This window comes from Nocardia sp. NPDC047654 (genome assembly GCF_043205035.1).
Taxonomy (GTDB): domain Bacteria; phylum Actinomycetota; class Actinomycetes; order Mycobacteriales; family Mycobacteriaceae; genus Nocardia.
In genome coordinates this window covers 177,247-203,708 of the sequence record NZ_JBIDDF010000012.1, presented here as the reverse complement: position 1 = coordinate 203,708, position 26,462 = coordinate 177,247, and the positions used below count along the sequence as shown (strand labels likewise).

Annotated in this window: 26 protein-coding genes and 2 pseudogenes; 17 read left to right on the top strand and 11 right to left on the bottom strand. The window is 67.9% G+C overall.

Going from position 1 to position 26,462, the window contains the following annotated elements; translation table 11 throughout:
- Positions 1-350: 350 nt before the first annotated feature.
- Complete coding sequence (locus tag ACGF7Y_RS26475; protein ID WP_393237854.1) at positions 351-1,703, top strand: aminotransferase class I/II-fold pyridoxal phosphate-dependent enzyme; 1,353 nt, start codon at positions 351-353, stop codon at positions 1,701-1,703.
- On the opposite strand, the gene ACGF7Y_RS26470 is transcribed toward ACGF7Y_RS26475, so the two are convergent.
- Genes ACGF7Y_RS26470 through ACGF7Y_RS26460 form a run of 3 tightly spaced genes read right to left on the bottom strand, consistent with a single transcriptional unit; the run spans position 1,700 to position 4,867 of the window.
- Positions 1,700-2,695 (bottom strand): LLM class flavin-dependent oxidoreductase, encoded by a 996-nt coding sequence (locus tag ACGF7Y_RS26470; RefSeq protein WP_393237851.1) that lies wholly within the window; start codon positions 2,693-2,695, stop codon positions 1,700-1,702. The two genes, ACGF7Y_RS26475 and ACGF7Y_RS26470, sit on opposite strands and share 4 nt — an antisense overlap.
- A complete protein-coding gene (locus ACGF7Y_RS26465; protein WP_393237849.1) occupies positions 2,692-3,996 on the bottom strand; it encodes an NtaA/DmoA family FMN-dependent monooxygenase in 1,305 nt (434 codons plus the stop codon). Before ACGF7Y_RS26465 ends, ACGF7Y_RS26470 begins: the two co-directional genes overlap by 4 nt.
- 16 nt (positions 3,997-4,012) lie before the next feature.
- Positions 4,013-4,867 (bottom strand): sulfurtransferase, encoded by an 855-nt coding sequence (locus ACGF7Y_RS26460; protein ID WP_393237846.1) that lies wholly within the window; start codon positions 4,865-4,867, stop codon positions 4,013-4,015.
- 172 nt (positions 4,868-5,039) lie between these two features.
- Between ACGF7Y_RS26460 and ACGF7Y_RS26455 the strand changes: the two genes are divergently transcribed.
- The 7 genes from ACGF7Y_RS26455 to ACGF7Y_RS26425 are packed head-to-tail and all read left to right on the top strand — an operon-like array spanning position 5,040 to position 12,760.
- Positions 5,040-5,951: a sulfurtransferase gene (locus ACGF7Y_RS26455; protein ID WP_393237844.1), complete on the top strand. Its 912-nt coding sequence runs from the start codon at positions 5,040-5,042 to the stop codon at positions 5,949-5,951.
- A gap of 6 nt (positions 5,952-5,957) precedes the next feature.
- The gene (locus ACGF7Y_RS26450) at positions 5,958-6,905 is read left to right on the top strand and encodes an ABC transporter permease (RefSeq protein ID WP_393237841.1); all 948 of its coding nucleotides are present in this window, start codon (positions 5,958-5,960) and stop codon (positions 6,903-6,905) included.
- Positions 6,902-7,753 (top strand): ABC transporter permease, encoded by an 852-nt coding sequence (locus ACGF7Y_RS26445; RefSeq protein ID WP_393237838.1) that lies wholly within the window; start codon positions 6,902-6,904, stop codon positions 7,751-7,753. Before ACGF7Y_RS26450 ends, ACGF7Y_RS26445 begins: the two co-directional genes overlap by 4 nt.
- On the top strand, positions 7,750-9,363 hold the full coding sequence (locus tag ACGF7Y_RS26440) for an ATP-binding cassette domain-containing protein (RefSeq protein ID WP_393237835.1): 1,614 nt from the start codon (positions 7,750-7,752) through the stop codon (positions 9,361-9,363). The genes ACGF7Y_RS26445 and ACGF7Y_RS26440 overlap by 4 nt, the downstream gene beginning before the upstream one ends.
- Positions 9,356-11,059 carry an ABC transporter substrate-binding protein gene (locus tag ACGF7Y_RS26435; RefSeq protein WP_393237832.1) on the top strand — a complete coding sequence of 568 codons (1,704 nt, stop codon included), beginning with the start codon at positions 9,356-9,358 and terminating at the stop codon, positions 11,057-11,059. Before ACGF7Y_RS26440 ends, ACGF7Y_RS26435 begins: the two co-directional genes overlap by 8 nt.
- A 40-nt stretch (positions 11,060-11,099) precedes the next feature.
- A complete protein-coding gene (locus tag ACGF7Y_RS26430) occupies positions 11,100-12,098 on the top strand; it encodes an AfsA-related hotdog domain-containing protein (protein ID WP_393237829.1) in 999 nt (332 codons plus the stop codon).
- Positions 12,095-12,760, top strand: a complete 666-nt coding sequence (locus tag ACGF7Y_RS26425) for an HAD family hydrolase (protein ID WP_393237826.1) — start codon at positions 12,095-12,097, stop codon at positions 12,758-12,760. Before ACGF7Y_RS26430 ends, ACGF7Y_RS26425 begins: the two co-directional genes overlap by 4 nt.
- Positions 12,761-12,768: 8 nt before the next feature.
- Here the strand turns inward: ACGF7Y_RS26425 and ACGF7Y_RS26420 are convergent, their stop codons facing one another.
- Positions 12,769-14,190 carry an FAD-dependent monooxygenase gene (locus tag ACGF7Y_RS26420; RefSeq protein WP_393237823.1) on the bottom strand — a complete coding sequence of 474 codons (1,422 nt, stop codon included), beginning with the start codon at positions 14,188-14,190 and terminating at the stop codon, positions 12,769-12,771.
- Positions 14,191-14,351: 161 nt separating this feature from the next.
- Here ACGF7Y_RS26420 and ACGF7Y_RS26415 point away from each other — a divergent pair, with 161 nt between their 5' ends.
- Both ACGF7Y_RS26415 and ACGF7Y_RS26410 read left to right on the top strand, forming a co-directional pair.
- Positions 14,352-15,680: an MFS transporter gene (locus ACGF7Y_RS26415; RefSeq protein WP_393237820.1), complete on the top strand. Its 1,329-nt coding sequence runs from the start codon at positions 14,352-14,354 to the stop codon at positions 15,678-15,680.
- Entirely contained in the window at positions 15,677-16,888 is a 1,212-nt protein-coding gene (locus ACGF7Y_RS26410; RefSeq protein WP_393237817.1) for a cytochrome P450, read from the top strand. Before ACGF7Y_RS26415 ends, ACGF7Y_RS26410 begins: the two co-directional genes overlap by 4 nt.
- Here the strand turns inward: ACGF7Y_RS26410 and ACGF7Y_RS26405 are convergent.
- From ACGF7Y_RS26405 to ACGF7Y_RS26390, 4 genes are all read right to left on the bottom strand, one after another.
- The gene (locus ACGF7Y_RS26405) at positions 16,878-17,222 is read right to left on the bottom strand and encodes an ArsR/SmtB family transcription factor (RefSeq protein ID WP_393237814.1); all 345 of its coding nucleotides are present in this window, start codon (positions 17,220-17,222) and stop codon (positions 16,878-16,880) included. The genes ACGF7Y_RS26410 and ACGF7Y_RS26405 overlap by 11 nt on opposite strands.
- A 198-nt stretch (positions 17,223-17,420) precedes the next feature.
- Complete coding sequence (locus ACGF7Y_RS26400) at positions 17,421-17,624, bottom strand: cold-shock protein (RefSeq protein WP_040871014.1); 204 nt, start codon at positions 17,622-17,624, stop codon at positions 17,421-17,423.
- Positions 17,625-17,838: 214 nt separating this feature from the next.
- The gene (locus ACGF7Y_RS26395) at positions 17,839-18,324 is read right to left on the bottom strand and encodes a hypothetical protein (RefSeq protein WP_393237811.1); all 486 of its coding nucleotides are present in this window, start codon (positions 18,322-18,324) and stop codon (positions 17,839-17,841) included.
- A 245-nt stretch (positions 18,325-18,569) separates the two neighbouring features.
- On the bottom strand, positions 18,570-18,941 hold the full coding sequence (locus ACGF7Y_RS26390) for an alkyl sulfatase C-terminal domain-containing protein (protein ID WP_393237808.1): 372 nt from the start codon (positions 18,939-18,941) through the stop codon (positions 18,570-18,572).
- 14 nt (positions 18,942-18,955) lie between these two features.
- On the opposite strand from ACGF7Y_RS26390, the pseudogene ACGF7Y_RS26385 reads away from it, so the two are divergent.
- A pseudogene (locus tag ACGF7Y_RS26385) lies at positions 18,956-19,126 on the top strand (organic hydroperoxide resistance protein); the annotation flags it as partial.
- Between the two features lie 187 nt (positions 19,127-19,313).
- Here ACGF7Y_RS26385 and ACGF7Y_RS26380 read toward each other — a convergent pair.
- Together ACGF7Y_RS26380 and ACGF7Y_RS26375 are read right to left on the bottom strand one after the other, a co-directional pair.
- On the bottom strand, positions 19,314-20,198 hold the full coding sequence (locus ACGF7Y_RS26380) for a hypothetical protein (RefSeq protein WP_393237805.1): 885 nt from the start codon (positions 20,196-20,198) through the stop codon (positions 19,314-19,316).
- 127 nt (positions 20,199-20,325) lie between these two features.
- Positions 20,326-20,955 (bottom strand): hypothetical protein, encoded by a 630-nt coding sequence (locus ACGF7Y_RS26375; protein WP_393237802.1) that lies wholly within the window; start codon positions 20,953-20,955, stop codon positions 20,326-20,328.
- Positions 20,956-21,574: 619 nt separating this feature from the next.
- Here ACGF7Y_RS26375 and ACGF7Y_RS26370 point away from each other — a divergent pair.
- The 5 genes and pseudogenes from ACGF7Y_RS26370 to ACGF7Y_RS26350 form a co-directional block, all read left to right on the top strand.
- A pseudogene (locus ACGF7Y_RS26370) lies at positions 21,575-21,904 on the top strand (FAD-dependent oxidoreductase); the annotation flags it as partial.
- A gap of 5 nt (positions 21,905-21,909) precedes the next feature.
- Positions 21,910-22,245 (top strand): hypothetical protein, encoded by a 336-nt coding sequence (locus ACGF7Y_RS26365; RefSeq protein WP_393237799.1) that lies wholly within the window; start codon positions 21,910-21,912, stop codon positions 22,243-22,245.
- 383 nt (positions 22,246-22,628) lie between these two features.
- Entirely contained in the window at positions 22,629-23,015 is a 387-nt protein-coding gene (locus ACGF7Y_RS26360) for a hypothetical protein (protein WP_393237796.1), read from the top strand.
- Between the two features lie 65 nt (positions 23,016-23,080).
- Positions 23,081-23,353: a winged helix-turn-helix transcriptional regulator gene (locus ACGF7Y_RS26355; protein ID WP_393237793.1), complete on the top strand. Its 273-nt coding sequence runs from the start codon at positions 23,081-23,083 to the stop codon at positions 23,351-23,353.
- A gap of 134 nt (positions 23,354-23,487) precedes the next feature.
- Positions 23,488-24,351: a class I SAM-dependent methyltransferase gene (locus ACGF7Y_RS26350; protein ID WP_393237790.1), complete on the top strand. Its 864-nt coding sequence runs from the start codon at positions 23,488-23,490 to the stop codon at positions 24,349-24,351.
- Positions 24,352-24,884: 533 nt separating this feature from the next.
- Here the strand turns inward: ACGF7Y_RS26350 and ACGF7Y_RS26345 are convergent.
- On the bottom strand, positions 24,885-25,550 hold the full coding sequence (locus tag ACGF7Y_RS26345; RefSeq protein WP_393237787.1) for a YdcF family protein: 666 nt from the start codon (positions 25,548-25,550) through the stop codon (positions 24,885-24,887).
- A gap of 391 nt (positions 25,551-25,941) precedes the next feature.
- Between ACGF7Y_RS26345 and ACGF7Y_RS26340 the strand changes: the two genes are divergently transcribed.
- Positions 25,942-26,304: a hypothetical protein gene (locus ACGF7Y_RS26340; protein ID WP_357961169.1), complete on the top strand. Its 363-nt coding sequence runs from the start codon at positions 25,942-25,944 to the stop codon at positions 26,302-26,304.
- Positions 26,305-26,462: the final 158 nt, after the last annotated feature.

Sequence of the window (26,462 nt, the reverse complement as noted above, 5' to 3'; positions counted from 1 at the left end):
GCCTCACCGCCGTTGGTTGACTGCCGCGGCACAGGTGGCGCTGCCGAAGCGACAGTGCCGGTGACCGGTGGTGTCCGCGGACTGGTCGACGCGGTGGCGGAGAAATCGCTTCCCCGCTGTTCGGTCGGCGGACGGCCGATATGTGTGGCTGCGGTGAGGCGGGGTTGCTGGGTCAGGCGGCGGTGCCACCCACACGGCCGCCGGGGCAGGGGCCGCCGATCCATCGGCTGATCCGCCGGTCGCTCCGGAGTCGCTGGACGGCTGGATACATATATCGAGCAACCGGGAACAAACCGGTTTGCTGGATACATATATTCTCCGTACGGGTGGCGACGACGAGTGGAGTGTCAGTGACTGAGCCGGATTCTGCACTGCTGGTGCGCGCGCTGCAGGCCGATGCTTCGCACACCCCCGAGTCGGTGCGCGCGGTGACCGCCCGGTTGATCCGGGACGGTGCGCTCACCGCGGGTGCGCGCTTGCCGACTATTCGCGAGGTTGCCCGGCGCTGCGGGCTGAGTACGCGCACGGTTGTCGCCGCCTGGAGCGCGCTGCGCGAGGAAGGTCTGATCACCACCAATCGACGCGGTGGCACGGTGGTAGTCGCGCTCGAGGAGGTCCCGGCGGGCCGTGCGCTCGCGGCCCGCGACCTGCTGACCGGAAGTCCGGACTACGCATTGCAACCCGATCTGGCGCCCGCCGTGCTGGCCGGATTGCACACCGATCAGCTCAACCGACCCGGGCGTGACTACATCACCGATCGGCTGCGCGAAGCCGTCGTCGACGGCTGGCCGTTCGTGGCCGAGGCCTTCACCGCGGCGGGCGGCGGTTCGGAGGGTTTGTTCCTCGCGGTGGACGCCGCCGCACCCGCGGGTTCCCTGGTCGCCGTGGAGGAGCCGGTGATGCCGGGCTTCCTCGACACCCTGGCGGAGGTCGGGTACGAGGTGCTCGGTATCGAATCCGACGAACACGGGGCGCTGCCCGGTGCGCTGGCGGCGGTGCTGCGGCGGCAGCCGTCGGTGGTGGTGCTCCAGCCGGAGGGCGGGTACGCGATGCGTGGCGCGTTGTCGGAGGACCGCGCCACGGAGTTGGCCGCCGTGCTCGCCGCGGCGGAGCAGGTGCCCTGGATTGTCGAGGACGACGCGGTGGGGCCGCTGGCCCTGGCGCAGGCGCCCTCGCTCGGCCGTTGGTTCCCGCGCCGCAGCGTGCGGGTGCGCAGCTATTGCAAGGCCTACGGCATGGACATTCGGACCTGTGTCATCGGCGGCAGCGCCGAATTGGTCGACCGGGCCATTCGTGCCCGGGTCCACGGCATCGCCGCCAACAGCCGGATCCTGCAGAACGCCTTGGCGCACCTCATCATCGACCCGGCGACCGCCGCACTGATCGATACCGCCCGCGATCGCTATTCCGCCCGTCGCGAAGGGCTGCTCGCGGCGTTGCGCGAGCGCGGCGTCACCGCGTGTTCCGGTGTGAACAGCCTGGTGGTGTGGGTGGAGGTCGCCGATGAACAGGCGGCGCTGCTCGGGCTGGCCCGGCACGGGATCGTCGTCGGATCGGGGGCGAAATCGTATGTGGCACCGCCGCGCCCGGGCGTGGTGCGCGTCGCGGTGCCGCAGCTACCCGATGCGGCCGCCGGGCTCGCCGAACTCGCCGGCTTGCTCGCCGAGGCCGCCGGTGCCACGCATCGGGAGTTCCTGGACTAGCGGACGGGCCGCGTATGCAGCCGCGGGGCTATCTCGGCGCTGACGCGGTCCAGGCATTCCGCGTATCGGGGATGGCCGACCGCGAGAGGAATGTGGAACAGCACTTCGGTGGTGGCGGCGAGACCCCGGTCCGCGCGCAGCTGTTCGACGATCTGGTCGGCGGTTCCGATCCGGATGCGGTTGTCCGTGAGGAACCGTCGCCGGTCGGCGGCGCTCGGCAGCTCCGGGTAGTAGGCCGGGCTCAGTCGGATGTCGGTGTCGAGCAGGTCGAGCGCGTCGCGTTCGTTGTCACCGGGCAGCACCGTGACGGTCGACCCGATGCGCGGTGTGCCGCGGCAAGAGGACAGATAGGCGTCGACGAGCTCGGCGACATCGCCACCGGCGCGCGCCTGCGAGTTGCCGTGCGGAAGGAGTCCGTCGCCCGCCGCGCCCGCGCGCCGCGCGGTGTCGATGTTGCCGGTGGACTGCCAGATCCGGGAACGCAGGGTGCCCGGTGGCGGATACAGGGCGATGTCGTCGGTGACGCGACCGTAGGCCAGTAGACGCCGCAGCGCGGCCAACCGGTCGGCGTACAGCGCCTCCCGGTCGGTGTCGGGAACACCGAATCCGATGTAGCTGGAGGCGGAGTGGCCGAATCCGAGGCCCTTGCCGACACCGAGTTCGAGCCGTCCGCCGCTGAGCGCGTCGGTGACCACCGCGTCCTCCGCCAGACGCACCGGATGTTCGAACGGCAGTGCCACCACACCGGTGCCGAGCCGGATCGTGGTGGTGTGCTGGGCGACCGCGGCGACGAAGGGGAACACGGAGGGCAGTGCGGCGTGATGAGCCTCGAAATGCCGGGTCGCGAACCAGAGGGCGCCGAAGCCGAGTCGTTCGGCACGCGTGCCGATGTCGATAGTCTGCCGGTAGACCTCCGCGACCGGCGGACCGCTGCGCAACTGCACGAACAACGACGGCGCGTCAACCGCCGCTGATGACGACGAAGTGATCACAGCCGGTAATGCCCTCTCAGGGTGGTGGTGTCGTATTCGGTGCGGAAGATGCCGCGCCGACGCAGCAGCGGGACGACATGATCAACGAAATCGGCCAGCCCGCCGGGCAATTCGTCGATCATCACATTGAATCCGTCGACGGCGCCCGCCGAGAACCAGTCCGCGATGAATCCGGCCACCTGTTCCGGGCCGCCGACCACCTTGGCGTGCACACTGCCCGAGGCCAGCAGGCGCGCCGCGCCACGCGTGTCCGCGCCACTGGAGCGCACGTACTCGAGCAGTGCCGCGCGTTGTCCTCGTGACCCCCCGTCGGTGTTCTCGTCGGGGATCCTCTCCCACGGGAACGGCGCGTTCAGGTCGAGATCGGCGGGGTCGAGGCCGAGCCGTTCGGCGAGGTTGACCAGTTGGACCTCGTCGGGAATGAGGTCGATGAACTCGCGCTCGCGTCGGCGGGCCGCGGCTTCGGAATCGGCGAGCACGACGATCAGCCCCGGCAACAGCTTCACACTGTCGGGAGCGCGCCCGGCGTCAGCGGCCCGACGCCGGAGCTCGGTGCGGCGCTGTGCCGCCGACCCGGGGTCGACGTGTGCGGAGTAGACGGCGTCCGCTGTCCTCGCACCCAGTTCCACGCCGTGGGTGGAGGCGCCCGCCTGGATCAGCACCGGCCTACCGTGGGTCAGCGGCGGCGCCTTCAACGGCCCGGCCACCCGGAAGAATTTGCCGTCGTGGTCGATCGGCCGGACCACCGCCGGGTCGAGGTAGCGGCCGGTCGCCTTGTCACCGACGACCGCGTCGGCGGGCGTCGAATCCCACAGCGCGGTCACCACGTCCAGGAATTCGGCGGCACGGGCGTACCGTTCGGACTTCGGCGGGGCCTGGCTCAGGGAGTAGTTGCGGGCCGCGGCGTCACCGCCGGTGACGACGTAGTTCCAGCCCACCCGGCCACCGGACACCGCCGACAGCGCGGCGAACGAGCGCGCCAGATTGTAGGGGTCGTTGTAGGACGTCGTGGCGGTGATGATCAGGCCGATGTGGCTGGTATGCGCGGCCAGCACGGACTGGGCGATGAACGGGTCGAGCAGCCGGCTGGGCGCGGTCCAGTCCTTGGCCTGGATGTCCGGTGAGTCGGCCAGGAACACGGCATCGAGCAGTCCACGTTCGGCGGTGCGCGCCACGTCGAGGTAGTGCTCGATCCCGACGAAGTGCGCCGCGGGTTGTTCGGCGCGCCGCCACGGGCTGCCGAGGGTGCCGCCGGGTATCAGGTTGGCGTTGAGGATGACATGTCGTGGCTGGGCGGTCATGGCGGATCTCCGAGGATCAGGGTGAGGGGACGGGGCCGGGCGCGGGGGAGTCGCCGCGGACGAGGGGTCGTGCCGGGTCGGCGGTCCACTGCGAGAGCGAGCCGGGATACAGGGCGATCTCGATGCCGAGCGTGGTGAGGACGAAGACCTGCAGGGCCGCGGCCATCCCGCTGCCGCAGTGGGTGGCCGCGGGTGTCGCGGGGCCGAGGCCGAGGCCGCGATAGCGCGTACGCAGGGTGTGTTCGTCGCGGAGCAGTCCGTGCTCGTCGAAGTCGTCGAAGACCGGCGCGTTGACGGCATCGGGAATGTGACCGGCGAATGCGCCCTCGCCGCGATAGTGGCTGTGGGGGCGGGCATCGAGGAGGATGCCGCGTGCGGGCAGCGTCGCCACGGCGGCGGTACCGACCACGGGAAGTCCGCCGGGCCGCGCGGACACGGTTCCCGCCGCGACGGTTTCGGTGCCCGAGACGATGGGGCCGCCGGCCGCGCGCCACGCCCGCAGCCCACCGTCGAGGAGCCGGACGTCGGTCAGTCCGGCCCAGCGCAGGACCCACCAGGCGCGGGCGGCGGGTACCGAGCGGGAGTCGTCGTAGACCACCACGGTGCTGTCGGCGCGGATGCCCCAGCTCCGCAGCGCGGTGGTGAGTGGTCCGGCCCCCGGCAGCGGGCGGGCGCCGGAGCGCGCGGTGGCGGCACCCGCCAGGTCGGCGTCGACGTCGACGAAGCGCGCTCCTGGCAGGTGTCCGCGCCGGAATGCGTTGGGGTCGGGCCCGCCTGCGCCGACCCGGACGTCGAGCAGCACCAGCTGTTCGGGTGGGTCGTCACGCAAGTTGCTCGCGGAGATGAGGTGGGCGGCACGGGCCCCGGACATCGCGATCCTTTCGACGCTCGGACTATGCGCGGTGCCGAGGATATGTATTCCGAGCCGATGGAAACATAATTCGGGTCTGCGTGACTTTTTGTGTTCACGGTATCGCGGTTCGGCTCATATGTTTTCACCACCGAGGTCGCCCGACCCGGCACATATCAGCGGGAGGACTGCTGTGGGAGACGTCCTGACGAGCCGAGTCGTCGACGCGGAATGGTTGCGGACCCGTCTCTCGGTACCCGGCATCATCGTCATCGAGGTGACCAACACGCCGGGTGCCGAGTCGGACCAGAGCACCATCGCGGGCGCGCGCACCGTTTACTGGAAAGATCTGCTCTGGCACCACTCGCGCCGGGAATTCCCCGCGGCGCCGGTCCTGGTCGATCGTCTGCACGCACTGGGTGCCGATGCCGAGTCGACGGTGATCTTCGCGGGCGAGCCGACGCAGTTCGCCGCGTACGCCATCTGGGTGGCCGCGGCCGTCGGGGTCGGCGGTGACCTGCGCTATCTGGACGGCGGATTGCCCGCGTGGCGCGGCGCCGAAGCCGCGAACGGCACCGCGTCGAGCGCCGACGATGCCGCACCGATCGAACGCGCCGCCGATGCGGCCGAGCCCACCGGCGACGCGCAGGCCTCCGAGTCGACGGAGCCGCTGCCCCGGGTGGCGCCGCGCTACGACGAAATCGTCGTCGGCCGGGACGAGGTACGCGCCGCCCTCGGATCGTCCGTCGCGATCCTGGATCTGCGCTCACCGCAGGAGTATTCGGGTGTGCGGGTGTCCCCGCTCACCGAGCCGATCGATCACGGTGCCGAACGGGCGGGCCGGATTCCGGGCGCGCGGAGCCTGCCCGCGCAGGATCTGCTCGACGAGCACGGACTGCTGCGGCCGGTGTCCGAACTCCGGGAGCGGATCGCGGAGCTCGGCATCGACGGTGCCGAGCAGATCATCGCCTACTGCCGGCTCTCGCATCGCGCCGCGCTGGGCTGGCTGGTGTTCACCGACCTGCTCGATGATCACCGGGTCCGCGTCTACGACGGATCCTGGACCGAATGGGGCAGCTTGGTCGGCGCGCCCATCGAGGACTGAGCCGCGATGAATCCACATCGGCGCAGAGTGTTCGGCCGTATCGCGGGCGTGGTCCTGTCCGCGGTGGCGATGATGTGGGCCGCGGTCACCCTGGCGTTCCTGGCCGTGCACATCGCCCCCGGCGATCCGGTCACCGCGATCATGGGGGAGTCCAGCGATCCAGGACTGCGTGCGCGGATCGAACAGGACTGGGGTCTGGACCGCCCGCTGCTCGTGCAGTACGGGCACCACCTCGGAAGGCTGCTGCACGGCGACCTCGGCTACTCATACGTTCGCGGTGAACCCGTGACCGACATCGTGTTCGGCGAACAATTGGGCAGCAGCGCCCAGCTCGCCGGATTCGCACTGCTCCTCGCGGTCGTCCTCGCGCCGCTGCTGGCCGTGCTCACCGCGGGAAGGCGCGATGTACTCAGCCGGTCGATCACCACGGCCGAGATCGTGGTGGCCTCCGCGCCGCCCTTCTGGACCGGGCTGCTGTTGATCTGGATCTTCGCCTTCACGCTGAAGGTGCTGCCGGTGACCGCGGGCAACGAGTTCCAGCGTCTGATACTCCCGGCCGTCACCCTGGCGCTGCCCATTGCCGCGGTGCTGGCCCAGGTCATGCGGGAGGGGATCGAGCGCGCGCTCGAGCAGCCGTTCGCGCTGACCGCTCGATCGCGTGGCATCGGCGCCACCCGCCTGCGCCTGCGACACGGACTGCGGCACTCGCTGATCCCGGCCGCGACCCTGGCCGGATGGGCCGTGAGCGGATTGCTCACCGGGACCGTCGTCGTCGAAGAGGTCTTCGGCCGGTCCGGCGTGGGACGGGCGACGGTCGAGGCCGTCGGCTATTCCGACGTTCCGGTGGTGCTCGGTGTCGCGCTGCTGTCGGCCGCCGTCTATCTGATCGTCACGGTCGTCGTCGACATCGCCTATCTCTGGATCGATCCGCGCCTGCAGGAGGCCTCCGCATGACGACAGCCATACTGCGGCAACGCTTCACCCTCTCGGTACCGCACCGTCCCGTCGCTGTCCTGATCGCCGGCGCGGTGCTCGTTCTCGCGGTGGTCGCCGCCCTCGGGCCCACTCTGCTGGCCTCCGCGGACCCGCTGCAGACCGATCTGGTCGCGGCGCATCGGCCGCCGTCGCTGTCGCATCCGTTCGGCACCGACCAACTCGGCCGCGACGTGTTCACCCGTGTCGTGCACGGCGCCCGGTTGTCGCTGTTCATCGGGGTGTCGGCGACGGCACTCGCGGTGCTGATCGGCGTGAATGCCGGGCTGGTGGCCGGGATCGGTGGCCGGGTCGTGGATGCCATCGCCTCGCGCGCCTTCGATCTGCTCGGCGCGTTCCCCGAGGTGCTGCTGGCCCTGGTGCTCATCACCTTCACAGGCACCGGAACCGGCAATCTCGTTCTCGCCCTCGGCATCGCCGCGGCACCGCGATTCGCCAGGGTGATGCGGGCGGAAACCCGGGCGGTGCGCGCCGCCGACCATGTCGCGCAGGCGCGACTGCTGACCCGGTCACGCGCGCGGATCGTGGTTCGCCACATCCTGCCGAACGCGTTGCGGTCGCTGCCGGTTGTGGTCACCCTCGGCCTCGGGACCAGCATTCTCGGCGCCGCCGCCTTGAGTTTCCTCGGCTTCGGCCCGCAACCTCCGGACCCGGAGTGGGGTTCCATGCTCGCCGAGGCGCACGGCGATCTGCGTATCGCGTGGTGGTCGGTCGCCTTCCCCGGTGCCGCCGTCACGGTCGTGGTCCTGGCCACCACGGTGCTGGGCCGCCACGTCGGCCACCGCTTCGAACGAAGGGCACAGCCATGACGCTCACCGCCGCCGCCGTGCCGAGCACGGACACCGTGACCGACACCGTGCTGAGCGTGCGGAACCTGCGCGTCGGTTTCCCCGGGAACGCGGGCGATGTCGTCGAAGGCGTCGGCTTCGACCTGCGGCGCGGCGAGATTCTCGCCATCGTCGGTGAATCGGGTTCGGGCAAATCGGTGACCACACGCAGCCTCGTCGGTCTCGCGGGGGCAGGCGCCCGGGTGCGGGCCGACCGGTTCGAGTTGTTCGGTACCCCGGCCCTCGGACTGAGCGAACGGCAGTGGCGTGGGATCCGTGGCGCCCGGATAGGACTGGTGTTCCAGGACGCGCTCGTCGCGCTCGATCCGCTGCGCACCATCGCCGACGAGATGACGGAAGCGTTGCGCGCGACACCGCGCTCCGGCCGCGCGGCCCGCATCGACGAGCTGCTGATCTCGGTGGGGATCGCCGATCCCGAGGTGCGCAAGCGGCAGCGGCCGTTCCAGCTGTCGGGCGGTCAGCGCCAGCGCGCGCTGATCGCCTCCGCCCTCGCGGGTGACCCGGACATCCTCATCGCCGACGAACCGACCACGGCGCTCGACGTGACGGTTCAGGCGCAGGTGCTCGACCTACTGGTCCGGCAGGTCGCGGGCGGGCGATCGATGATCCTGGTGAGCCACGATCTGGCGGTGGTGGCCTCGGTGGCCGATCGCATTCTGGTGATGAAAGCGGGGCGCGTCGTCGAGCAGGGGCCCGCGGAGCAGGTCATCGGTGATCCGCGGCACGAGTACACCAGGGCATTGATCGCCGCGGTGCCGCGGGGCAGGGCGGGCGCACCGCCGTCACGTTCGCGCGCACCGATCTTCACCGCGAGCGCGCTGACCAAGGCCTATCGGGTGCGGGGCCGTGCGGTGCCCGCGGTCGCCGGTATCGGCTTCGAGGTCAGGGCCGGTGAGGTGCTCGGCGTGGTCGGTGAATCCGGTTCGGGTAAGTCGACGGTGGCGAAGATGATCACCGGGCTGATCGAGCCGGACGGCGGCGAGATGTGCTTCACCGGAGCGCCGTTGACGCCGCGCACTCGCCGTCCCGGCCGGATCGGGCTGGTCGCGCAGGATTCGACCGGATCCTTCGATCCCCGCTACCGGGTGGGCGAGATCATCGGCGAAAGCGTCGCCCTGCGGGTCGGCCGACGCGAACGGCGCGCCGAGGTGATGGGTCTGCTCGACGCGGTGCGCCTGCCGGCCGACAGCATCGATCGTCACCCCCGCGAACTGTCGGGCGGGCAGCGCCAGCGCGTCAATATCGCCAGGGCGCTTGGCAGCAAGCCGGAATTGATGGTCTGCGACGAGCCGGTGTCGGCACTCGATATCTCGGTGCAGGCCCAGATCCTCGAACTGATCGCCGAACTCGCGCGCGAGCGCGGGGTCGGCATCATCTTCATCTCCCACGATCTCGCCGTCGTCCGGCAGATCTGTCACCGCCTGCTCGTCCTGCACGGCGGCGTGATCGTCGAATCAGGTTCGTCCGACGACATTTTCACGGCGCCGACCTCCCCATACACCCGTTCCCTGCTCGACTCCGTGCCGCGCCTGGCGGTACCGGACCCCACGGAAAGACCCTCGCGTGCGTAATCGCCTCACTCGACTGTTCACCGCACTGGCCGTCGGCATCGTCCTGGCCGCGGGCGCCTGCGCCTCGGACCCCGAACCCGGCAGCGGCCAGGGCGGACCGACATCACCGGCGCAGCCGGGCGGTACCTTCACCATCGCCTTGCCGTCCTATCCGACACGCGGCCTCAATCCCCATGTCGGCGCGGCCTTCGACGCCTCCCAGGTGCTGCGCAACAGCTATGACAGTCTCATCGCCGAAGACCGCGACGAAAAGTTCCACCCGTGGCTCGCCTCCGAGTGGACCGTTTCCCCCGACGGCACGGTGTACGAATTCACGCTGCGCCGGGACGTGACATTCCACAACGGAGAGAAGTTCGACGCCGCCGCGGTCAAGGCGAACATCGATGTGCTGAGAAATCCGGACACCCCGTCCTGGACGGTGCTCGGCCTCCTGCAGTACTCGAGCGTCAGCGCGGTCGACGTGGTCGACCCCTACAAGGTGCGGATCACACTGAGCACACCCCGCGCGGACTTCCTGTCCACCCTCGCCGGACTCAGTGGCGCCATCGTGGCTCCCAGCACGCTGAACGTCGGAAAGGAGACCCTCACCAGCGGAATCGGGCTGGTGGGTTCGGGTCCGTTCATCCTGGACAAGGCGGTCCAAGGGCAGGAACTGCGCTTCCACCGGAATCCCGACTACCGGTGGGGTCCGGCCACCGCCGCGCATCAGGGCGCCGCGTACGTGGACGATCTCGTCGTCGAGTACATTCCCGAAGCCTCCACCCGCGCGGGTCTGCTGCGCAGCGGCGAGGTCGACGCGATCGGCACGGTCAAGGCCACCGACATCTCCCTGTTCGACGGGATCGACGGATTCCAGTACGAACAGATCGGCTCGTCGGCCGCGCCAACGGTGATCATGCTCAACCTCACCAACGGCCCGACCACGGACGTGCGGGTGCGGCGGGCCATCGCCGCGGGCGTCGATATCGCCGCGGTGGTGGACAGTCTGACCAAGGGTTCCCAGCAGCGCGCCTGGAGCCTCATCTCTCCGGACAGCACTTATTACGACGCCAAGTACGAGACCAAGGGCAAACCCGACGTCGCCGCCGCCCGCGCCCTGCTCGATCAGGCGGGCTGGACCGGCAAGGACGCCGACGGCTACCGCACCGACGCGGCGGGACAGCGCCTGACCGTCCGTCTGCTCGCCACCACGCCGACCTATCCGGAAGACGATTTCCTGAAGGCCTGGCAGGCCGAGCTGCGCCAGAATCTCGGGATCCGGGTCGAGCTGCAGTTCGTCGAGAACGCCCAGGTCTACGATCTGCTGGCCCGCAACCAGTACGAGGCGTTCCCGCGTCAGGTCGGCGGACTCGACCTGTCGCTGCAGTTCAACCGCGCCTACGGCTCCACCACACCCGATCTGAAGTACGGCCAGATCGACGGCATCACCCTCGGTTCCATCGTCGCGGGCGCCAAACTCGCCGACCCGCAGGTGGACCGGTGGCTCATCGAATCGACCAAGGCGACCGACCCGCAACAGCGCAAGCAGCTGTTCGACACCATCACCGCGCACCTGCTCGACAACGCCGTGGCGATCCCGCTCTACACCGACCGCAACAGTGTCGCGGCGAGTTCCGCGATCCACAACGTGACCGCACTGTTCGACCCGCCCCGCAACACCGTCAATGCCTGGGCATACGACATCGCCGTCCGCTGACCAGTCTGCCGCCAACCCCTCGTTCCAGGAAGGCTCGATCATGACCGCCGCAACGCAAACCCTGACCTTCGATCGCAATATTCCGCGAGGCATCGTGCACCGGGAATCGATCGCCGAGGTCTTCCTCACCGACGCGCAGCCGATTCCCGACGGTGCGGTGTTCGCCGCTCAATTGCCCCGCAACCACTCGTATTTCAGTGACCATCGGGGTACCGCGACCACCTACGATCCGCTCTTGCTCATCGAGGTGTTCCGGCAGGTCGCGATCTATTACGCGCACACCTTCCTCGGGGTGGCTCGCGCGGAGAAGTTCATCTTCGGTTCGGCGGATTTCACCATCGCCGACTGCGACACTCTGCGGATCGGCAACTGCCCAGGGCACTGCGTCATCGAGGCGCGAGTGATCGACGAGAAGCGCCGCGACGATCAGATCATCGGCCTGTCGCTCGAGATGGTCGCCGAGATCGAGGGCAGGGAAGCCGCCCGGGAGGTGATGGTCTACCAGTGGATGCCCGCCGCGGTGTGGAACCGGATCAGGGTGCGCGGGCGCGAAGCGCTGGGTTTGCCCGCCCAGCACGTGATTCCGGGTCAAGTGCCGGTCGCGCGAATGCGGCCGGGTTCGGTTGGCAGGCACAACCCACGCAATGCGATCCTGGCGAATCCGGTGCTGTCGGGCAGGCACGAGCTGACGGCATTGACCATCATCGACACCGACCATCCCTCCCTGTTCGATCATGCCCTCGATCATGTCCCCGGCATGTTGCAGTTCGAAGCGGCCCGGCAGGTCGCGATGGCAGCCGCGAACGCCGTCCTCGGCCTGGACACCAGCCGCATGGTGATGCAGCGGCTCGGGATCGAGTTCACCAAGTTCGGTGAATTCGAGCGTGAGACCATCGCCAGGGCCACCGTCGCTCCGCTTCCTGGCGCGGGCGGCGGCGTGCGGGCGCAGGTGGACCTGACCCAGGGCGCGGATGTGATCGCCGTCGGCGAGGTGGAGCTGCGCTTCCGTCCGGCCGACGTCGGGACGATGGTCCAGTGACCGCCGCGAAGACGGCGGGGCCGTTCGTCTGGTTCGATTTCGGCGGGGTGCTCTCACCGCCGCTCGACGACCTGTTCGAGCGCTACGAGGAGGTCGCGGGCATTGCGCCCGACCTGTTGAAGTTCGCCATCGCCGAGGTGGGCGCCGAATACGGGCTCGCGCCGCTGGCGCCGATCGAACTGGCGCTGCTCGACGAACGCGAGTGGGTCGGCAAGCTGCACGCCGTGCTCAGGGCCAAGCAACCCGAGATCGACCTCTCGCGCAGCGAACCCGATTTCGGCAGGCAGTGGTTCGCCGGCCACCAGGCCAACAGCGCGGTTCGCGACTTCGCGATCGAGCTGGCCGAGGGCGGTACCCGGGTCGGGGTGCTCAGCAACAATGTCGTCGAGTGGGAGCCCTACTGGCACGCCATGATCGATCTGGACGGGGTCTTGAGCGCCCTGATCGATTCGTGCAAGGTCGGAGTCCGCAAACCGGATCCGGCGATCTTCGCCCTCGCCGCCGAGCATGCGGACGTCGCCTCCGGCCAGTGCCTGCTGATCGATGACCTCGACGAGAATTGCGTCGCGGCAAGGCAATCCGGCTGGCAGGCGGTGCAGTTCCGTGATGCCGGGCAGGCGATCGCCGAGGTGCGCGAGGCGCTGGAACGATGGCCGGGCTGAGCGCCGTCTCACCAGGTGCCGGCAAGGTAGCCGTCCGGACGGACCAACGCGCAGGTCCACGCCTGGTCCGGGGTCACCTTGCCGGTCACCGTGATCGCGCCGGCGGGGGCATGCGGTACCGGCATGTGCTCGTCGGGCCGGATCGCCACGTACCGGCCCGCCCGCAGCAGCTCGGTGAGGGTCCGCACACCGCCGTCTGTCTCGGTGACCACCAGATCGTGCTGGAATCCGGACTGGAACTGGCCGCTGATGAGCTGGGCGACGGCGTCGTGGATCGCCGGGATCGCGAGCATTGCCAGCATCGCCGCACGAAGCTCGGGCTCGCGGGGGTTCATCATTCGCGATTGCAGCACGGTGTTGGCGACCACCGCCGCCGCGACGGCGACCCGTTCACGCGAGTACTCGTCGAGGACGGCGGGCCGCTCGTGTCCGGTGATCACTCGGGCCAGTCGCCAGCCCAGCGCGAACGCGTCCTGCATGCCGGTGTTGAGGCCCTGCCCGCCGAGGGGATAGTGGCTGTGCGCAGCGTCGCCTGCCAGCAGCAGCCGTCCGTCCCGCAGGCGGGTGCGGTAGCGGCCGTGGTCGCTGAACCGGGTGAGGTGGCTGATCCCGCTCAGCGTGGGCGGTGCCCCGAGCACATATTCCAGGCGTTGCCGGTACTCTCGCGCGTTGGGCTCGGGCCGGTGGTCGAGGGCGCCGCTGAAATCCATGGCGATGATGCGCGCGGGTCCGTGGGGATTCGGATTGTGCAGGGTCCATCCGGACGGCGTCGGATGCCAGCCCGGCGGAATCCCGCCGTCCGGGGCCGTGACCGCCAGTCCGGCAATGGCGTTCATGGTCGCCGGGTACACCTGCGCCGGGAAATCGCCGATGCGGGCGACGAGGCTGCGGGCACCGTCGGCGCCGACGGCGTAGTGGGCGCGGATACGCAGCGAGCGATGTCCGGCCTCGGCGGCCACCTCGGCCACCACCGCGTCGTCGCCGGCCTCGAGTCTGGTGACGGTGTGACCGCGCAGGATTCGTGCGCCGAGATGGCCCGCGCGCTCCTCGAAGGCCGCCTCCAGTCGTGCCTGCGGAATGCCCGCGATCGGGCCGGGCTCGACGCTGGGCGCGCTGATCATCAGCACCGGTTGCGCCGCGAACTGGAACGGGGACCGGCGCACGCCGTGCGGATCACGTTGTATCGCTTCGCAAGTCGCGGAGGGCAGGTATCCGCGGCGGGCCAGCAGCGACAGCGACCGGGCGTGCACCGTGCCCGCCCGCGGGCGCAGGTCGAGTTCGTGGCGGGTCTCGACCACGACGACCCGGATGCGTTGCAATGCCAGCTCGGCGGCGACCAGCATCCCGACCGGCCCGCCACCGACCACCAGGACATCGGTGTCGATGTCGGTGTCGACCGGATTCGGTCGGGGCCGGTGCGCCGTGCTCATCACATGCTCCTGGGCGAGGTCTGGTCCGCGGCCGCGGTTGTACGATGCTCGAGCTAGATACTAGGATCTTAGTACCTACTAAGAGTGTAGTAGCTCTCGTACCTCTCGAAGTCCTCCCATCCACCGTGCCGAGTCCATTCCGACCGCCCCAGGGGGTATTCATGTCGACCGTCACCACCGAAACCGAAACCCGCGGCGCACCACCCAGCGGTGCCACACTGCCCGTAGTGCTCACCGCCCAGTTCGTCACGCCGATGGCCATCGCGGGCACCGCCATCGCCCTTCCGCTCATCTCGCAGGATCTCGGATCGAATCCCGCCGCGCTGCAATGGGTCGTCAACGGATTCAATGTCGCCTTCGCCCTCACCACGCTGCTGTGGGGCGCGGTGAGCGACCGCATCGGACATCGGCGCACCTTCGGGATCGGTACCGCGCTCGTCGTCGCGGGCAGTATCGGCAGCGTCGCCGCACCGAACCTGTTCGTCCTCGACCTGGCCCGCGTCGTCGCAGGCATCGGCGCCGCGGCCATCCTGACCGGCGCCACCGCGCTGCTGTCGGCGGCCTACGAGGGGGCCCGCCGGACCAGGGCGTTCGCCGTCTTCGGCACCGTGAACGGGCTCGGTCTCGCGCTCGGCCCCACCATCTCCGGCATCCTCATCTCACTGCTGGACTGGCGGGGCGTCTTCCTGGTGCACGCGGTGATCCTCGCGGCCGCCGGTGTCGGCACGCGGGTGCTGCCCGCCGCGAAACCCGCTGTCGTCGAACACGGCCCGATCCTCGATCTCGGTCTGCTGCGCAATCGGGAATTCCTGGCCATGTGCCTGGTTCCGGTCGCCGGATCGATCGGCTTCGTCACTCTGCTGACCTACCTGCCTTCGGCGTTGAGCGGCATCACCGACCTCTCGGCGGGCGCGTCCGGATTGCTCATGCTCGCGATGACCATTCCGGTCTTCGTCGCGCCGGTGGCCATCGGCCACCTCGTCACCCGCTTCCCGGCGCTGACCGTCGGCAGGGTGGTCTACCTCGCGCTGGGCGCCGCGATCCTCGGCAACGCCGGTGTGCTCGCGCTCTCCCAGGACCGTTCGGTGGCCTGGATCATCGTGCCGATGGTGTTGCTCGGCCTCGGTTTCGGCCTGCCCATCGGCCTCGTCGACGGTCACGCGCTCTCCGTGGTGCCGGCCGAACGCGGCGGCACCGCAGCGGGTCTGCTGAACTTCTTCCGCATCGGCAGCGAAGCGCTGTTCGTCGCCGGTTATGCCATCGTGCTCGCTACGGTCGTCGGCACCCGGCTCAGCGGGAAGGCCGCCGACGACACCGCCGCGGGCCAGTTCGGTCATCCCGACGTCTACCGCTCCGCCTTCACGATCACTGTCGGCGTCCTCATCGCCCTGCTCGTGGTGCTCACCATCCTCATCGTCGCGGTGCGCGGCAACACACGAGCCACCGAGAACCGGGACATCGGTTCCAGTCCAGAAGGAGTCACCTCATGACGCACGCACTCGACGCCGTCCGGGTCGATCTCGACGGCATCGCCAATATCGCGCCGCCACTCATGATCGAACCATTACCGCAACAATCCACCGGCGGCTTGCCGCAGGTGAAACTGCCCAGTGGCCACACCGCCGTGCACGTGACCGCCTACCGCGACGTGCACGCGGTCCTGACCGACCTCAGCTTCGCGCGCGCCGAGACCAACGTCGAGGACGGGCCGAGCTTCCTGCCGACCATCATGCCGACGGAAATGCTGCTCAACCTCGACCACCCCGGTCACGGGCGGCTCAAAGGCTTCGTGGCCTCCGCCTACAGTGCCGCCACCATGGCCCGGCGAGCGCCCGCGGTGCACCGGGTACTCGACGCCGCGCTCGCCGAACTGCGCGAACAGCACGAGCGCGGATCGGCCGATCTCGTTCGGGCGCTGCTGGATCCGGTGACCATCGGCGTCAACGTCGAATATCTCGGCATACCGACTGCCGACATCGACTACTTCCGGCATCTGTCGCGGGCGATGCAGCTCGGCGACGGCAGCGATGTGGACAAGCTGCTGGGCGAGTTCTGGACCCTGTACCACTACATCGAGGATCTCGTCGCCCGGCGGCGTGGGCTGCGGCCCGGACTGATCCTCGACCTGCTCGCGGCGCGCGATTCCGTGTCGCCGCCGGTCACCGACGGGGAATACGCGGCCATCCTGCTCGGCTCACTGGTCGGCGGCGACCAGAACATCCTGTCGGTGATCACCAAGATCGCCTACGTGGCACTCGCCAGGCCCGAGCTGTGGCAGTACCTGGTGGACAATCCGGACGCCATCCCCGCCGCGGTGGAGGAGTTCCTGCGGTTGCTACCGCTGGGGCGGATCTCGACCTTCCCGCGCGTCACCACCCGTGAACTCACGCTGTCACAGGGGACGCTGCATCCCGGCGACATCGTCTACGCCGACGCGCATTCGGCCAACCGTGATCCCGAGGTGTACCCGGACCCGGCGGTGATCGACCCGGCCCGTAACGGCAAGCGGCACCTGCAATTCGGCTACGGCATGCACCACTGCATGGGTGCGGCCATGGCGCGTATGGAGATCACCGAGGTGCTGCGCAGGCTCGTCACCGAGCTGCCGACGCTCCGGCTCGCCGTACCCGAGGACCGAATCCCCTGGGAGACCGGCATTCTCGTCCACCGGCCGACGTCGCTGCCGGTCACGTGGTAGCCGGCGCGGCCGGATGACGACCCCTGTCGGCGTCGAGAATCGCCGCCAGCAGGCCGGGAAAAACCTTTTCCATGTCCTCGCGTCGCAGGCTCGTCATCCGGCCGTTGCCGACATCACGTTGCCGGATCAACCCCGCCTTGCGCAGCACCCGGAAGTGATGCGTGCGCGTCGATGGCGCCCACGGCATCCCGAACACACTGCAGAACTGCTCGGTTCCCTCCGGCTCGGCATATAGTTGCGCGATCACACTGCGCCGATTGTCATCGGCGAGCGCGGCCAGCACCGTGGAGAGATCGAACTCCTCGATATCGGGATGCCCATCCGCATCGGTCACGACCCACTCCTTTCCACCGCACCAGCCCGCGAGCGGCGCCGAAGGTATGAGATCTATAGTACCTATGGGTCGGGGTTGCCGGCCTGGCGGGTTGGGCCGCCGAGCTGACCAGGAGGCCTGCATCGCGGGCCTGCTCACCCGCTTCTTGGGAAAAGCGAGAAACCCGCGCCGTGGCGCGGGTTTCCGGTTTGTCAGCTCTCAGATTGCGCGGACGCTCTGAGCCTGCGGGCCCTTCTGGCCCTGCCCGATCTCGAACTCGACACGCTGTCCCTCATCGAGGGACTTGAATCCGGAGCCGGAAATCTCGGAGTAGTGAACGAAAACGTCGGGACCGCCACCGTCTTGCGCGATGAACCCGAAGCCCTTTTCGCCGTTAAACCACTTCACACTGCCTTGCGTCATGTACTTTGTATTACTTCCTGTAGTAAGCCGAGCGGTCACTTCGACAGCCCGTGCTCATCATCAAGCATGCCACACCCCCGGCTCCCCATCACCACGACCATGGCCTCACACGCCAACGCGGCGGCCGGGGACGGCTCCAAGTCGGCACATACCGGCACCTCGACCGACCGCGGAGCGTGCCGTGCCCAGCGATCATTGGACACGGCACCCGCGCTCAGCTCAGTGTGAACGTCGCCGTACCCGAGATCTGCTCCATCTCCCTGTTGTTCGAGTCCAGCGCGACTATTCGAGCCTCCACCCGGCCGACGCCCGGCGCCGTGCCGAAGCCGACGATCACGCCGTCCACCGTGTCTTGGACGACACCGTTCACGACGCGGTGCTGCTGCCCGTCCGCGTACCCGCTATCGAGGTTCTTGAAGCGCACAGCAACTTTCCAGTCCGAGCAGCCCTCCCCGGTCTGGGTGACGTTCACCCGCACGCCGAATGTGCCGGCTTTCTCCTGCCGCACGGTGACCGCGTCGACGATCGCGGAGCAGCTGGTCGGCACCAGGCGCGTCAGGGTCGGCGTGAACGGAAAGCCCGGGTCATGCGGTATGGCGGTCGACGGCGCCGCGAACCCGATCATCCCGGCGGCGGTCACCGCTGCGACGACACCCGCGTGAGCCAAAAAGCGTTGCGGCTGCTTGTGATTGAGAGACATGCCCGGTTTGTCGGGTCGCCGGCAGCCGGTGTTACAACAGTCGTCGCGTTAGCAGAATCACTGTAACGTCTGGCGTCGATACTGATCGGGATCCGATCGTTGCGGGACCGAAAGTCATTCCAGCTCCATATATCTCAGGTCCATCGCCGACCCGACGGGGGAACGCGGTGGACAGCGAGCGGTGGACGTCCTCGGACCAGTCCGGTCGAGATCCGGTGGCGGGAGCCGGTTCGACCTTCCGGTGGTCAGGACGAGGGCTGATCCGTTTTCCGGTCGCGTGGGGGCGGCAGCCGGAACAGGCCCTTAAGCCTGTGCAAAGCCTCGGTGTCTCCGGACACCGAGGCGGCACCGGTCTCGATCGCGTCGGCGAAGGTCAGACCCTGGCTGGTGACATCGAGGAACGCTGACTCGCTGATGGTGATGGTCGCGTCGGGGTGCTGGGCAGGCCCGTGTAGCGCCTCGATCGTCCCGTCGTCGATCCGGGCGTGGAAGACCTCGTCATCGATCCGGAACTCGTACACCACGCGCAGCCCTGCTGCGGCTTCGGCGTCGAAGCAGGCCCGGAGACCGAGCACCGCCCAGGGATGGAACGCCTCGGTCTCGCGTCGTTCGCCCATGGCACTTGATCCCGACCGACGGCGGCCGATTCGAACTCGGCGTCGAGCTGCGAATCTCGCTGCCGTCGGTCACCGGCGAGCAGGCAGTCGGACTGGTAGAGACGGCCCACCAGGTCTGCCCCTATTCCAACACCACGCGCGGCAATATCGACGTGACACTGGTGGTAAATGGCACCCGGCTGTGACATCGGCCCCGCTCGATTTTCGACGAGGGGAGCGGCGCTCGACTGCTGATGCCTCTTCCTGCGCGGGGATGGGGTTCGGCTCGACCCGGAAGTCGAGCCCCGACCAGCGTCCAGCCGCTGACCGTCGACGACGGCGACGCCCTCAGAGCTGTGCCGCGGCCAATCAGACCTTCGGAGTATGCGGTGGCTACTTCTTCCTCAGTCCGTCCAGGGCGTGCTGGGCTTGGTCTCTGGCGATCGTGCCGAGCTCGTCCAGGTCTACCGAGGGCTCGCCGTGCTGGCGCAGGATGGGGATTCGTACTCGCACCGAGACGTTGCTGTCCTGCACGCCGACGACGTAGTCCATTCCAGTGGTGTAGCTGGAATCCGATACCGCGGTGTGCCAGTAACCCTGGGCGCCGATTCCGGCGATCTCGCCGGAACCCGCCCCGGACCCGGTAGTGGTGTCCTGGCGTTTCCAGTCGTCATAAGCGGGTGCGGTTCCGGCCGTTGTGAACTCGACGCGGAGGTCGATGGCCGCTTGATTCCAGTGGACACCGTCGCTCGCGAGGCTCTTGTAGCTGAATTGACATGACAGGTCGCCGGTGTCATAGGCGCTCGGCGGGGTTTCATGATGGTAGGGCGGCTGGTCCGGTGTGGACGACCATTTGTGCAAAGGGGCAGGGTCGACCAAATCGCACGCATCGGCGATCCCGTTCATCGAATAGATTCCCGGCTCCGGTTCCGCACGCGGAGTAGTGGTGGCGGTAGATGAAGTCACCGGCGCTCCAGCGGGCCCCTCGACAGCGGCGGACCGACTGCCACTGTCGCCGTCGGCGATGATGATGCCGATCACCACACCGGCGCCCAGCGCAGCCACCAACGCCACGACACCGGCGGCGATCAGGCCTGGCTTACGGTGACCGGCAGGCGAGGACGCGCCCTGCGGAACGGCCGGCTGATATCCACGACCAGGTCGGCCGTGTTCGGTGTCGGGCCGTGTCCAGTCGCCGCTCGACAAATGTGGTTGCCGCGCACTGATATCGGAGTCGTCCGGAATGGGGTGGTCGGGTGTGTGCCGCGGGTCTGTCATCTCTCGCAGCCCTTCGATTCCTCGACGCGCTCCCCGTCGAGACTCCTCAACTGAGCGCCGATCGTACTTTGCCGGTGGCCGTGTAGTCACTTGACGGTCCTCATCGGCCTGTTCGATTCGATGGTTGCTAGTTCTGTCGCAGTCCGGCCAGCACCTTGCGGGCTTGGGATCTGGCGACCGAATCGAGTTCGTCTCTATCCACCACCGGGGACTCCTTCTCGCGTGAGAGGTCGATCTCCACCCGCACCGCGACCCCGCCGTCCCATACGCACATCACGTATTCGGCGTCCACGATGCCACCGAAGTTGTCGGCTTCGAACTGCCAGTAACCTTGGGTGCCGATGCCGGTGAACTCCCCGGATGTCACCACCGATCCGTCATCGACGAGGTCGGCGGTGCTGCGTTTCCAATGGTCGTACGTTCGCGAAGCCGAACCGTCCATGATGTCGGCCCGGACCCTGACCGCCGCGGTGTTCATCGGAAATGTGTCGCCGGTCGAATTGCCATAGTTGATATTGCAATTCAGGATGCCGAAGTTGCCGGACGACGCAGTTTCCTCATGTTCGGGATCGCCGATCGGCGCGGAGGCCCACCTGGTCAATGGAGTGCGATCGACAAGGTCGCACGCATTGGTGATGGCCTTCATCGAATAGGTCGCCGGTCCCGGCGGCGCAGTGGCCGAGGCACCGGCGGGAACGGTATCGCTGTCTCGATCACGCACGGCGACACCGATCACCACCCCGATCGCCAGCGCCATCGCTCCTAGCCCGGCAACGCCGGCAACAACCAGCCCCGGCTTGCGGCGATCGGCCCGCTGCGCCGGATACGCCTGTGGCAAAGGTTGTTGCGGCGGAACCGGCAGGCCATCTGTCGCCGAGTCCGGTGGCCGTGGAATGAAATCGGCGTTGCCCGCCCGCGCATGATCACCCGAATCGTGCGGAGCATCAGTCATTCCCGCAGCCCCTCCGGTCCTGGACGGACCCCCGCCACGTCGTCGAGTCGGCCCTGATCATAGCTGTTCGATCGAAACCGGTCGAATACGCCTATTGCCGCGCCCAGAATGGTGATGCCGTAACTGCCCGGCGCTGTTCCCGCGGGCCCCAGTCGAAGTCGATCCACAACCGCCGAACAAAGGACATTCGAGAACGTTCCTCGGCGGCCTGAGCCACGCCTACTGCTGGCAGGATGAACGCTGGCGGATATCGCGTTCGTCGCGCCGGGGCGGAGGCGCGGTCCGGAGGATCAGCTAGGCCTTGCGGTGGCGCTGTGCAGGCTGCCGTGGTGGGGTTCGTACCGGATAAGGTGGGTCTCGGACGAAGTGGTGCACGTCACGCAGGTTCGTGTCATGTCTCGGCGGTCCGTGGTGTCTCTAGGGCATGACCCAAGAAGGAACCCTCCACAACGTCGTTGTCATCGGTGGCGGCTACGCTGGAACACTCGCGGCCAACCGTCTGCGGATGCGCACCGATACCACCGTCACGCTGGTCAATCCCCGTCCGGAGTTCGTCGATCGAGTCCGGCTGCATCAGTTCGTCGCCGGGACCGGCGACGCGACGATCGACTACGGCACGCTGTTCGGCGAGGGCATCCGGTTGGTTGTCGACAGCGCCACGCGCATTGACATCGCCGCCCGTGCGGTGCGGCTGGCGTCGGGTCGTACGCTGGACTACGACCACGTCATCTACGCTGTCGGCAGCACCGCGGCGACGTGATGACGGTGCGTCAGGTGGCCCACCGTGCCCGCTCCCACGTGCACGCGCGGCGCAAACGTTTCGAGCCGGTCGACGCGGCCGAGATCGCGCAGATCACCCAGCAGTTCATGACAGCGGCGAACACCGGCGACACACAAGGCCTGCTCACGCTGCTCGCTCCCGACGCCACCTGGATCGCCGACAGCGGCGGCAAGGTCACCGCGGCGCGCCGACCGGTAGTCGGCGCCGAGAAAGTGGCCGCGGCCCTCGTCAACATCTTCCACAGGAGGCGACGGACGTCGGACATGCGGATCGAGATGGTCAACTACAACAACACGCCCGCGATGGTCGCCTAAAGCGGCGGCCATCTGGAAGGGGTCTTCCTGATCGAGATCCTCGACGGCAAGATCGCCAACGTCTACGCCATCCGCAACCCCGACAAACTCGCCACCGTCGCGGTTCCGCGCCGGATCAGCCGGTAGTCGACCCGCCGCTGTGAAGTGACCCGTGTGGGCGGAAGAAAGTACCTCGGTGCCGCTCTCGATCTCGTCGGTGGAGTCGCTCTGGCAATTCTGCGAACCTCGCAGCGTGATCCGGCGGCGGTGACGGCGGCGTGGATCGAGAGCCTCACCCTCCAGGTGCTGGTGGCACTGGACACCGTTGCAGCGCTAGCCCTGCGAACGCCGAGTCCCGAGCGAATGAGGTGGCCCCTGAGCGAGTGCGCCTCTAAAATAGAGGCATGTATGAAAGTTTGGTTCTTCCCAGCTGGCGAAGTGGCGACATGAAGCGGGTCACGAGTCTGTTGTGCACGGAGTCGACGTTCTCCAGTCCAGTCGCCGACTACCACGGACGCGCGGATGTGGCGCACATGCTGGGGTTGATCGCGACAGTTCTGGAAGGAGTGGAGCAGACCGGTAGGTGGGGTGGCGAGCGGGATCGCCTGTTCGCGTTCACCGCTCGGGTGGACGGCCACGAGCTGCAGGGCATATTGCGAGAAGAGTTCGCCACCGCGGGTGGGCTCGAACACGTGACGCTGTTATTGCGGCCCTATCGCGTGCTGCGCACGGCGATCGCGAAAATGGCGCAGCAGCTGAAGGTTTCGCCGTTGACCGGGCAATCGGCATAGTGGTGGAAGGCACGGCTCCACGCCCGGGGCGTCCGGTTCGAGGGTCGACGTCCGGGCGCCCGATCATGGCCCTGTTCGACCTGATCGGGCGGCGGTGGATGTTGCGGATCATTTGGGAACTCGACCGAGCCGATCATCCTCCGACCTTCCGGGAGCTGCGCACGGCGTGCGGCGACATCTCGTCGAGTGTGCTCACCCGGCGGCTGCACGAGCTCGTCGAAGCGCGCATCGTCGAACACGTCACCGGTTACGCGCTGACACCGCTCGGCCGCGGGCTCGTGCGCCATCTCGAACCCGTCACCGCGTGGGCGGAAACCTGGGCAGAGCAACTCCATTGATTCGCCGTACCGCATGGAAACTTCTGCCGCGGCATACGCAGGGACTATACGGACCGTGCTTGCGTGCTCCTTTGTGGAGTGAGCGTGAGTGAGTTCATAGAGCACGCGCCACATTCGCAAGTAGGTTCTGGAATATGGATAACGACGGACCCAGCCGGACAGCGCTCATCACCGCGTACGCCCGCGCCTATCACCAGATCGCTGACCGACCACAGATCTTCACCGATCCCCTGGCGGCCCGTCTGCTCGGCGTCACCGCAGAGGAACTGGCCGAATCGGGCACGCCCACAACCAATCACCTCGGCGACGGGGTCAGCGATCGGCACCGCCGACTGTTTTTCGCCGCACGCGCGCGCTTCGCCGAGGACGCCGTGGCCACGGCCATCGCCGCTGGTGTGCGGCAGGTCGTGATCCTCGGCGCAGGCCTGGACACCTTCGCCTATCGCAATCCGCGCCGGGACGTGCGCGTCTTCGAGGTCGACCACCCCGCCACCCAAGCGTGGAAACGCGAACGCCTTACTACCGCCGGAATCGACCGCCCTGAGACATTGACCTTCGTGCCGGTCGATTTCGAAACGCAAACGCTGGCAGAAGGATTGGAATCCACCGGGTTCGAACGGACGGACCCGGCCGCATTCGTGTGGCTCGGCGTGGTCTTCTATCTGACTCCGAACGCCGCCCACGCCACACTCGAATACATCGCTGGTCAGGCCCGGCCGGTCGAGGTGGTCTTCGACTACCTGCAGCCCGCGGACAGCGACGAGGACCGTGCGCACCAGCAGGCCCGTGCCGATCGGCTGGCCGGCGTCGGCGAACCCGTGTTGAGCTACTTCGCGCCCGACGACATCGCCGCACAGCTGCGCGCCCTCGGCTTCACCGACCTCGAAGACCACTCCGCCCCCGACTTCGTCACCCGCTACCTCGACGGATCCGAAGGACTCGGAGGCGAACCGCCCCGCGCACTACGCGCGATCCGCATACTGCGCGCGAGCCGCTGAGGATGCCCGCCATGGCGACCAGCACCACATCTGTCGCGACGGCTAGCATCTCCGGCATCAGCGTCTGAACTGCACAAACTCGGAGAAATGCGGGAACGCACGCGGGCGGAGCCCCGGGGAACAGGCCCCATTCCGTACACCGTCTTGAATAGCGTCGAGTCACGATACGCGGTCAGAGCCCCCTTACGTCCCCTGCGCACAACTTCCCTCGCCGATAACAGATAACGAATGGCGACAATGGATTTCGCGCGACTGCCCACGACAATCCGATTGCTGGTGCCGCGTCGAGCTCCGGTACGTAATTCGGAAGGCAGGTCGAATGCATCAAGACACTCGAGTGGCTCGCGCAGCAGCTCACCGCAGAAGGTGCGCGACGAAACCCTCGCGCAGCTGAGTCATCTGATCGGAACCACACAACTCATCGACGCCGGTCAAGCCCACGCTCGGCTTGCGGATTGTGCGCAGCGGATCGCACGGGTCTCCTGAACGCAGTGGGTATCGGCCACAAGGATCCGGCGAGGCGGGGTGTCCGGCTACCAAGCCGGCAGCAGCCGGCCGGTGAAGCCGGCGTCGACGAGCCTGGTGTAAGCCGCCATCACACCGGTAGGTACGACCTGCTCGATGGCACGTCCCTGCTGCGGGTAGACCCAGATGCGCTGGGTGTCTCCCACCAGCATGGTGATCACCCGGTCGACGTCGCCGATGCTGTCGATGTACTCCCGCAGGGGCATGGGCTGTGATCCACAGATCACGTCGAGCTCGGGCCACTGCTTGCGGCAGATGGCGTAGCTTCGCCGCTGTTGGTAGGGGCGGGAAATCAGCATCGCGGAGGCTATCGCTATCCCGCGGTCGGCCAGGAGCGCGCGGGTGAATCCGATGTTGTCGGGTGTGTGCCTCGCCGCGGGTTCGATCAGAATCGCCGAGTCGGGGACACCGAGGCGAAGGGCATGCTCGCGGAAGTGCACAGCTTCACCGCGGGGAAAACGTTCGACAGTGGTCGGTGCGTTCGCGCCGGTGAACACGATGAGAGGAAACATGCCTCGGTGGTAGAGGTGCGCGGCGTAGGTGGCTACGCCCGGGTCGTGCCCGCCGAGACCGATTCCGACGTCGACGGGGCGTACCGGGTGGTCCATCTGGTTGTAGCGCCACAACGTTTCCACGTCGGCGCGCAGCTCCTCGGGCAAGGTCGTTGCAGGCATGGGTGCGTGTCCTCCGGGTGGATGGACCGTAAGGTCTGTCGTGTGACCGCGACCTGACGACTGTAGGTGAGGTCATTGTGGCCGGGCGCATTCATGCGCGAAGTATCCGGGGTCGCGGACGAGCCGTCGCTGACAGAGTCTTTCGTAGATGGTGATATCGACGTCCGGCGCGATGACGCGGGGTCGTTGCCTCGGACAGAAGGCACACGCCGGTTGCGTCGCCGACCGTCGCGCCGGTTGATTGCGCCCCGATCGTGATCGGCGGTGAAATCAGTCTCGAGGAACTACCGCGAAGGTGGGCCTCGGGTTCCATAATGTGCTGATCGGCAAGGGGGGCGGGCTCCCGGATTTGTGACATGAGGTCTGAGGTGGTTAGCGAGTGGACTGGCGCGTGACTCTGCTTGCCGGTGCTGGGGGCGGTCTGATCGTCGAGGTAGTCGCGTTCCTGGCCGACCTCAACGCCTACCGGCAAGCACGAAAGACGGCGCGGGGAAAGAACAAGAAGCCACCGCACTGGGGCGGGTACTTCGATCCGGTATTCGATGCTGCTGCGGGAGTGACGCGGCTGTTGCTGGGAGCAGGCGCTGCCGTGGTCTTCCAAAGCCAGCTCACCACCGTGTTCGCCGCCGTCGCGGTCGGATCGTCGGCCCCGGCTCTGCTCGGACAGCTCGGGACCGCCCGAACGCTGCGGGAGGTCGATGATCTGACATCGCCGCGTGCTCCGGTCGAGACCGCGGAAGAGCAACCCGCATGAGCGCCACCACTGGGCGTCGCCGCTACTGGGATGCCCTCCACAGGGCAGGCCGGCCCGCCGCGACTATCCCGCGCAGCCGAGCGGGCTACACAGCGTGGCAACGCTACTGGGCGTCGCTGACCCGCTTCCGGCTCCCTGAACAGGCTGAACCGCCTACC

Excerpts from the sequence above, each read along its gene's own strand:
- ACGF7Y_RS26465 (WP_393237849.1), bottom strand. The coding sequence starts at position 3,996 with ATGACCGCCCAGCCACGACATGTCATCCTCAACGCCAACCTGATACCC.
- ACGF7Y_RS26460 (WP_393237846.1), bottom strand. The coding sequence starts at position 4,867 with ATGTCCGGGGCCCGTGCCGCCCACCTCATCTCCGCGAGCAACTTGCGT.
- ACGF7Y_RS26450 (WP_393237841.1), top strand. The coding sequence starts at position 5,958 with ATGAATCCACATCGGCGCAGAGTGTTCGGCCGTATCGCGGGCGTGGTC.
- ACGF7Y_RS26445 (WP_393237838.1), top strand. The coding sequence starts at position 6,902 with ATGACGACAGCCATACTGCGGCAACGCTTCACCCTCTCGGTACCGCAC.
- ACGF7Y_RS26440 (WP_393237835.1), top strand. The coding sequence starts at position 7,750 with ATGACGCTCACCGCCGCCGCCGTGCCGAGCACGGACACCGTGACCGAC.
- ACGF7Y_RS26430 (WP_393237829.1), top strand. The coding sequence starts at position 11,100 with ATGACCGCCGCAACGCAAACCCTGACCTTCGATCGCAATATTCCGCGA.
- ACGF7Y_RS26420 (WP_393237823.1), bottom strand. The coding sequence starts at position 14,190 with ATGAGCACGGCGCACCGGCCCCGACCGAATCCGGTCGACACCGACATC.
- ACGF7Y_RS26415 (WP_393237820.1), top strand. The coding sequence starts at position 14,352 with ATGTCGACCGTCACCACCGAAACCGAAACCCGCGGCGCACCACCCAGC.
- ACGF7Y_RS26410 (WP_393237817.1), top strand. The coding sequence starts at position 15,677 with ATGACGCACGCACTCGACGCCGTCCGGGTCGATCTCGACGGCATCGCC.
- ACGF7Y_RS26400 (WP_040871014.1), bottom strand. The coding sequence starts at position 17,624 with ATGACGCAAGGCAGTGTGAAGTGGTTTAACGGCGAAAAGGGCTTCGGG.
- ACGF7Y_RS26395 (WP_393237811.1), bottom strand. The coding sequence starts at position 18,324 with ATGTCTCTCAATCACAAGCAGCCGCAACGCTTTTTGGCTCACGCGGGT.
- ACGF7Y_RS26390 (WP_393237808.1), bottom strand. The coding sequence starts at position 18,941 with ATGGGCGAACGACGCGAGACCGAGGCGTTCCATCCCTGGGCGGTGCTC.
- ACGF7Y_RS26380 (WP_393237805.1), bottom strand. The coding sequence starts at position 20,198 with ATGACAGACCCGCGGCACACACCCGACCACCCCATTCCGGACGACTCC.
- ACGF7Y_RS26375 (WP_393237802.1), bottom strand. The coding sequence starts at position 20,955 with ATGGCGCTGGCGATCGGGGTGGTGATCGGTGTCGCCGTGCGTGATCGA.
- ACGF7Y_RS26365 (WP_393237799.1), top strand. The coding sequence starts at position 21,910 with ATGACGGTGCGTCAGGTGGCCCACCGTGCCCGCTCCCACGTGCACGCG.
- ACGF7Y_RS26360 (WP_393237796.1), top strand. The coding sequence starts at position 22,629 with ATGTATGAAAGTTTGGTTCTTCCCAGCTGGCGAAGTGGCGACATGAAG.
- ACGF7Y_RS26355 (WP_393237793.1), top strand. The coding sequence starts at position 23,081 with ATGGCCCTGTTCGACCTGATCGGGCGGCGGTGGATGTTGCGGATCATT.
- ACGF7Y_RS26350 (WP_393237790.1), top strand. The coding sequence starts at position 23,488 with ATGGATAACGACGGACCCAGCCGGACAGCGCTCATCACCGCGTACGCC.
- ACGF7Y_RS26345 (WP_393237787.1), bottom strand. The coding sequence starts at position 25,550 with ATGCCTGCAACGACCTTGCCCGAGGAGCTGCGCGCCGACGTGGAAACG.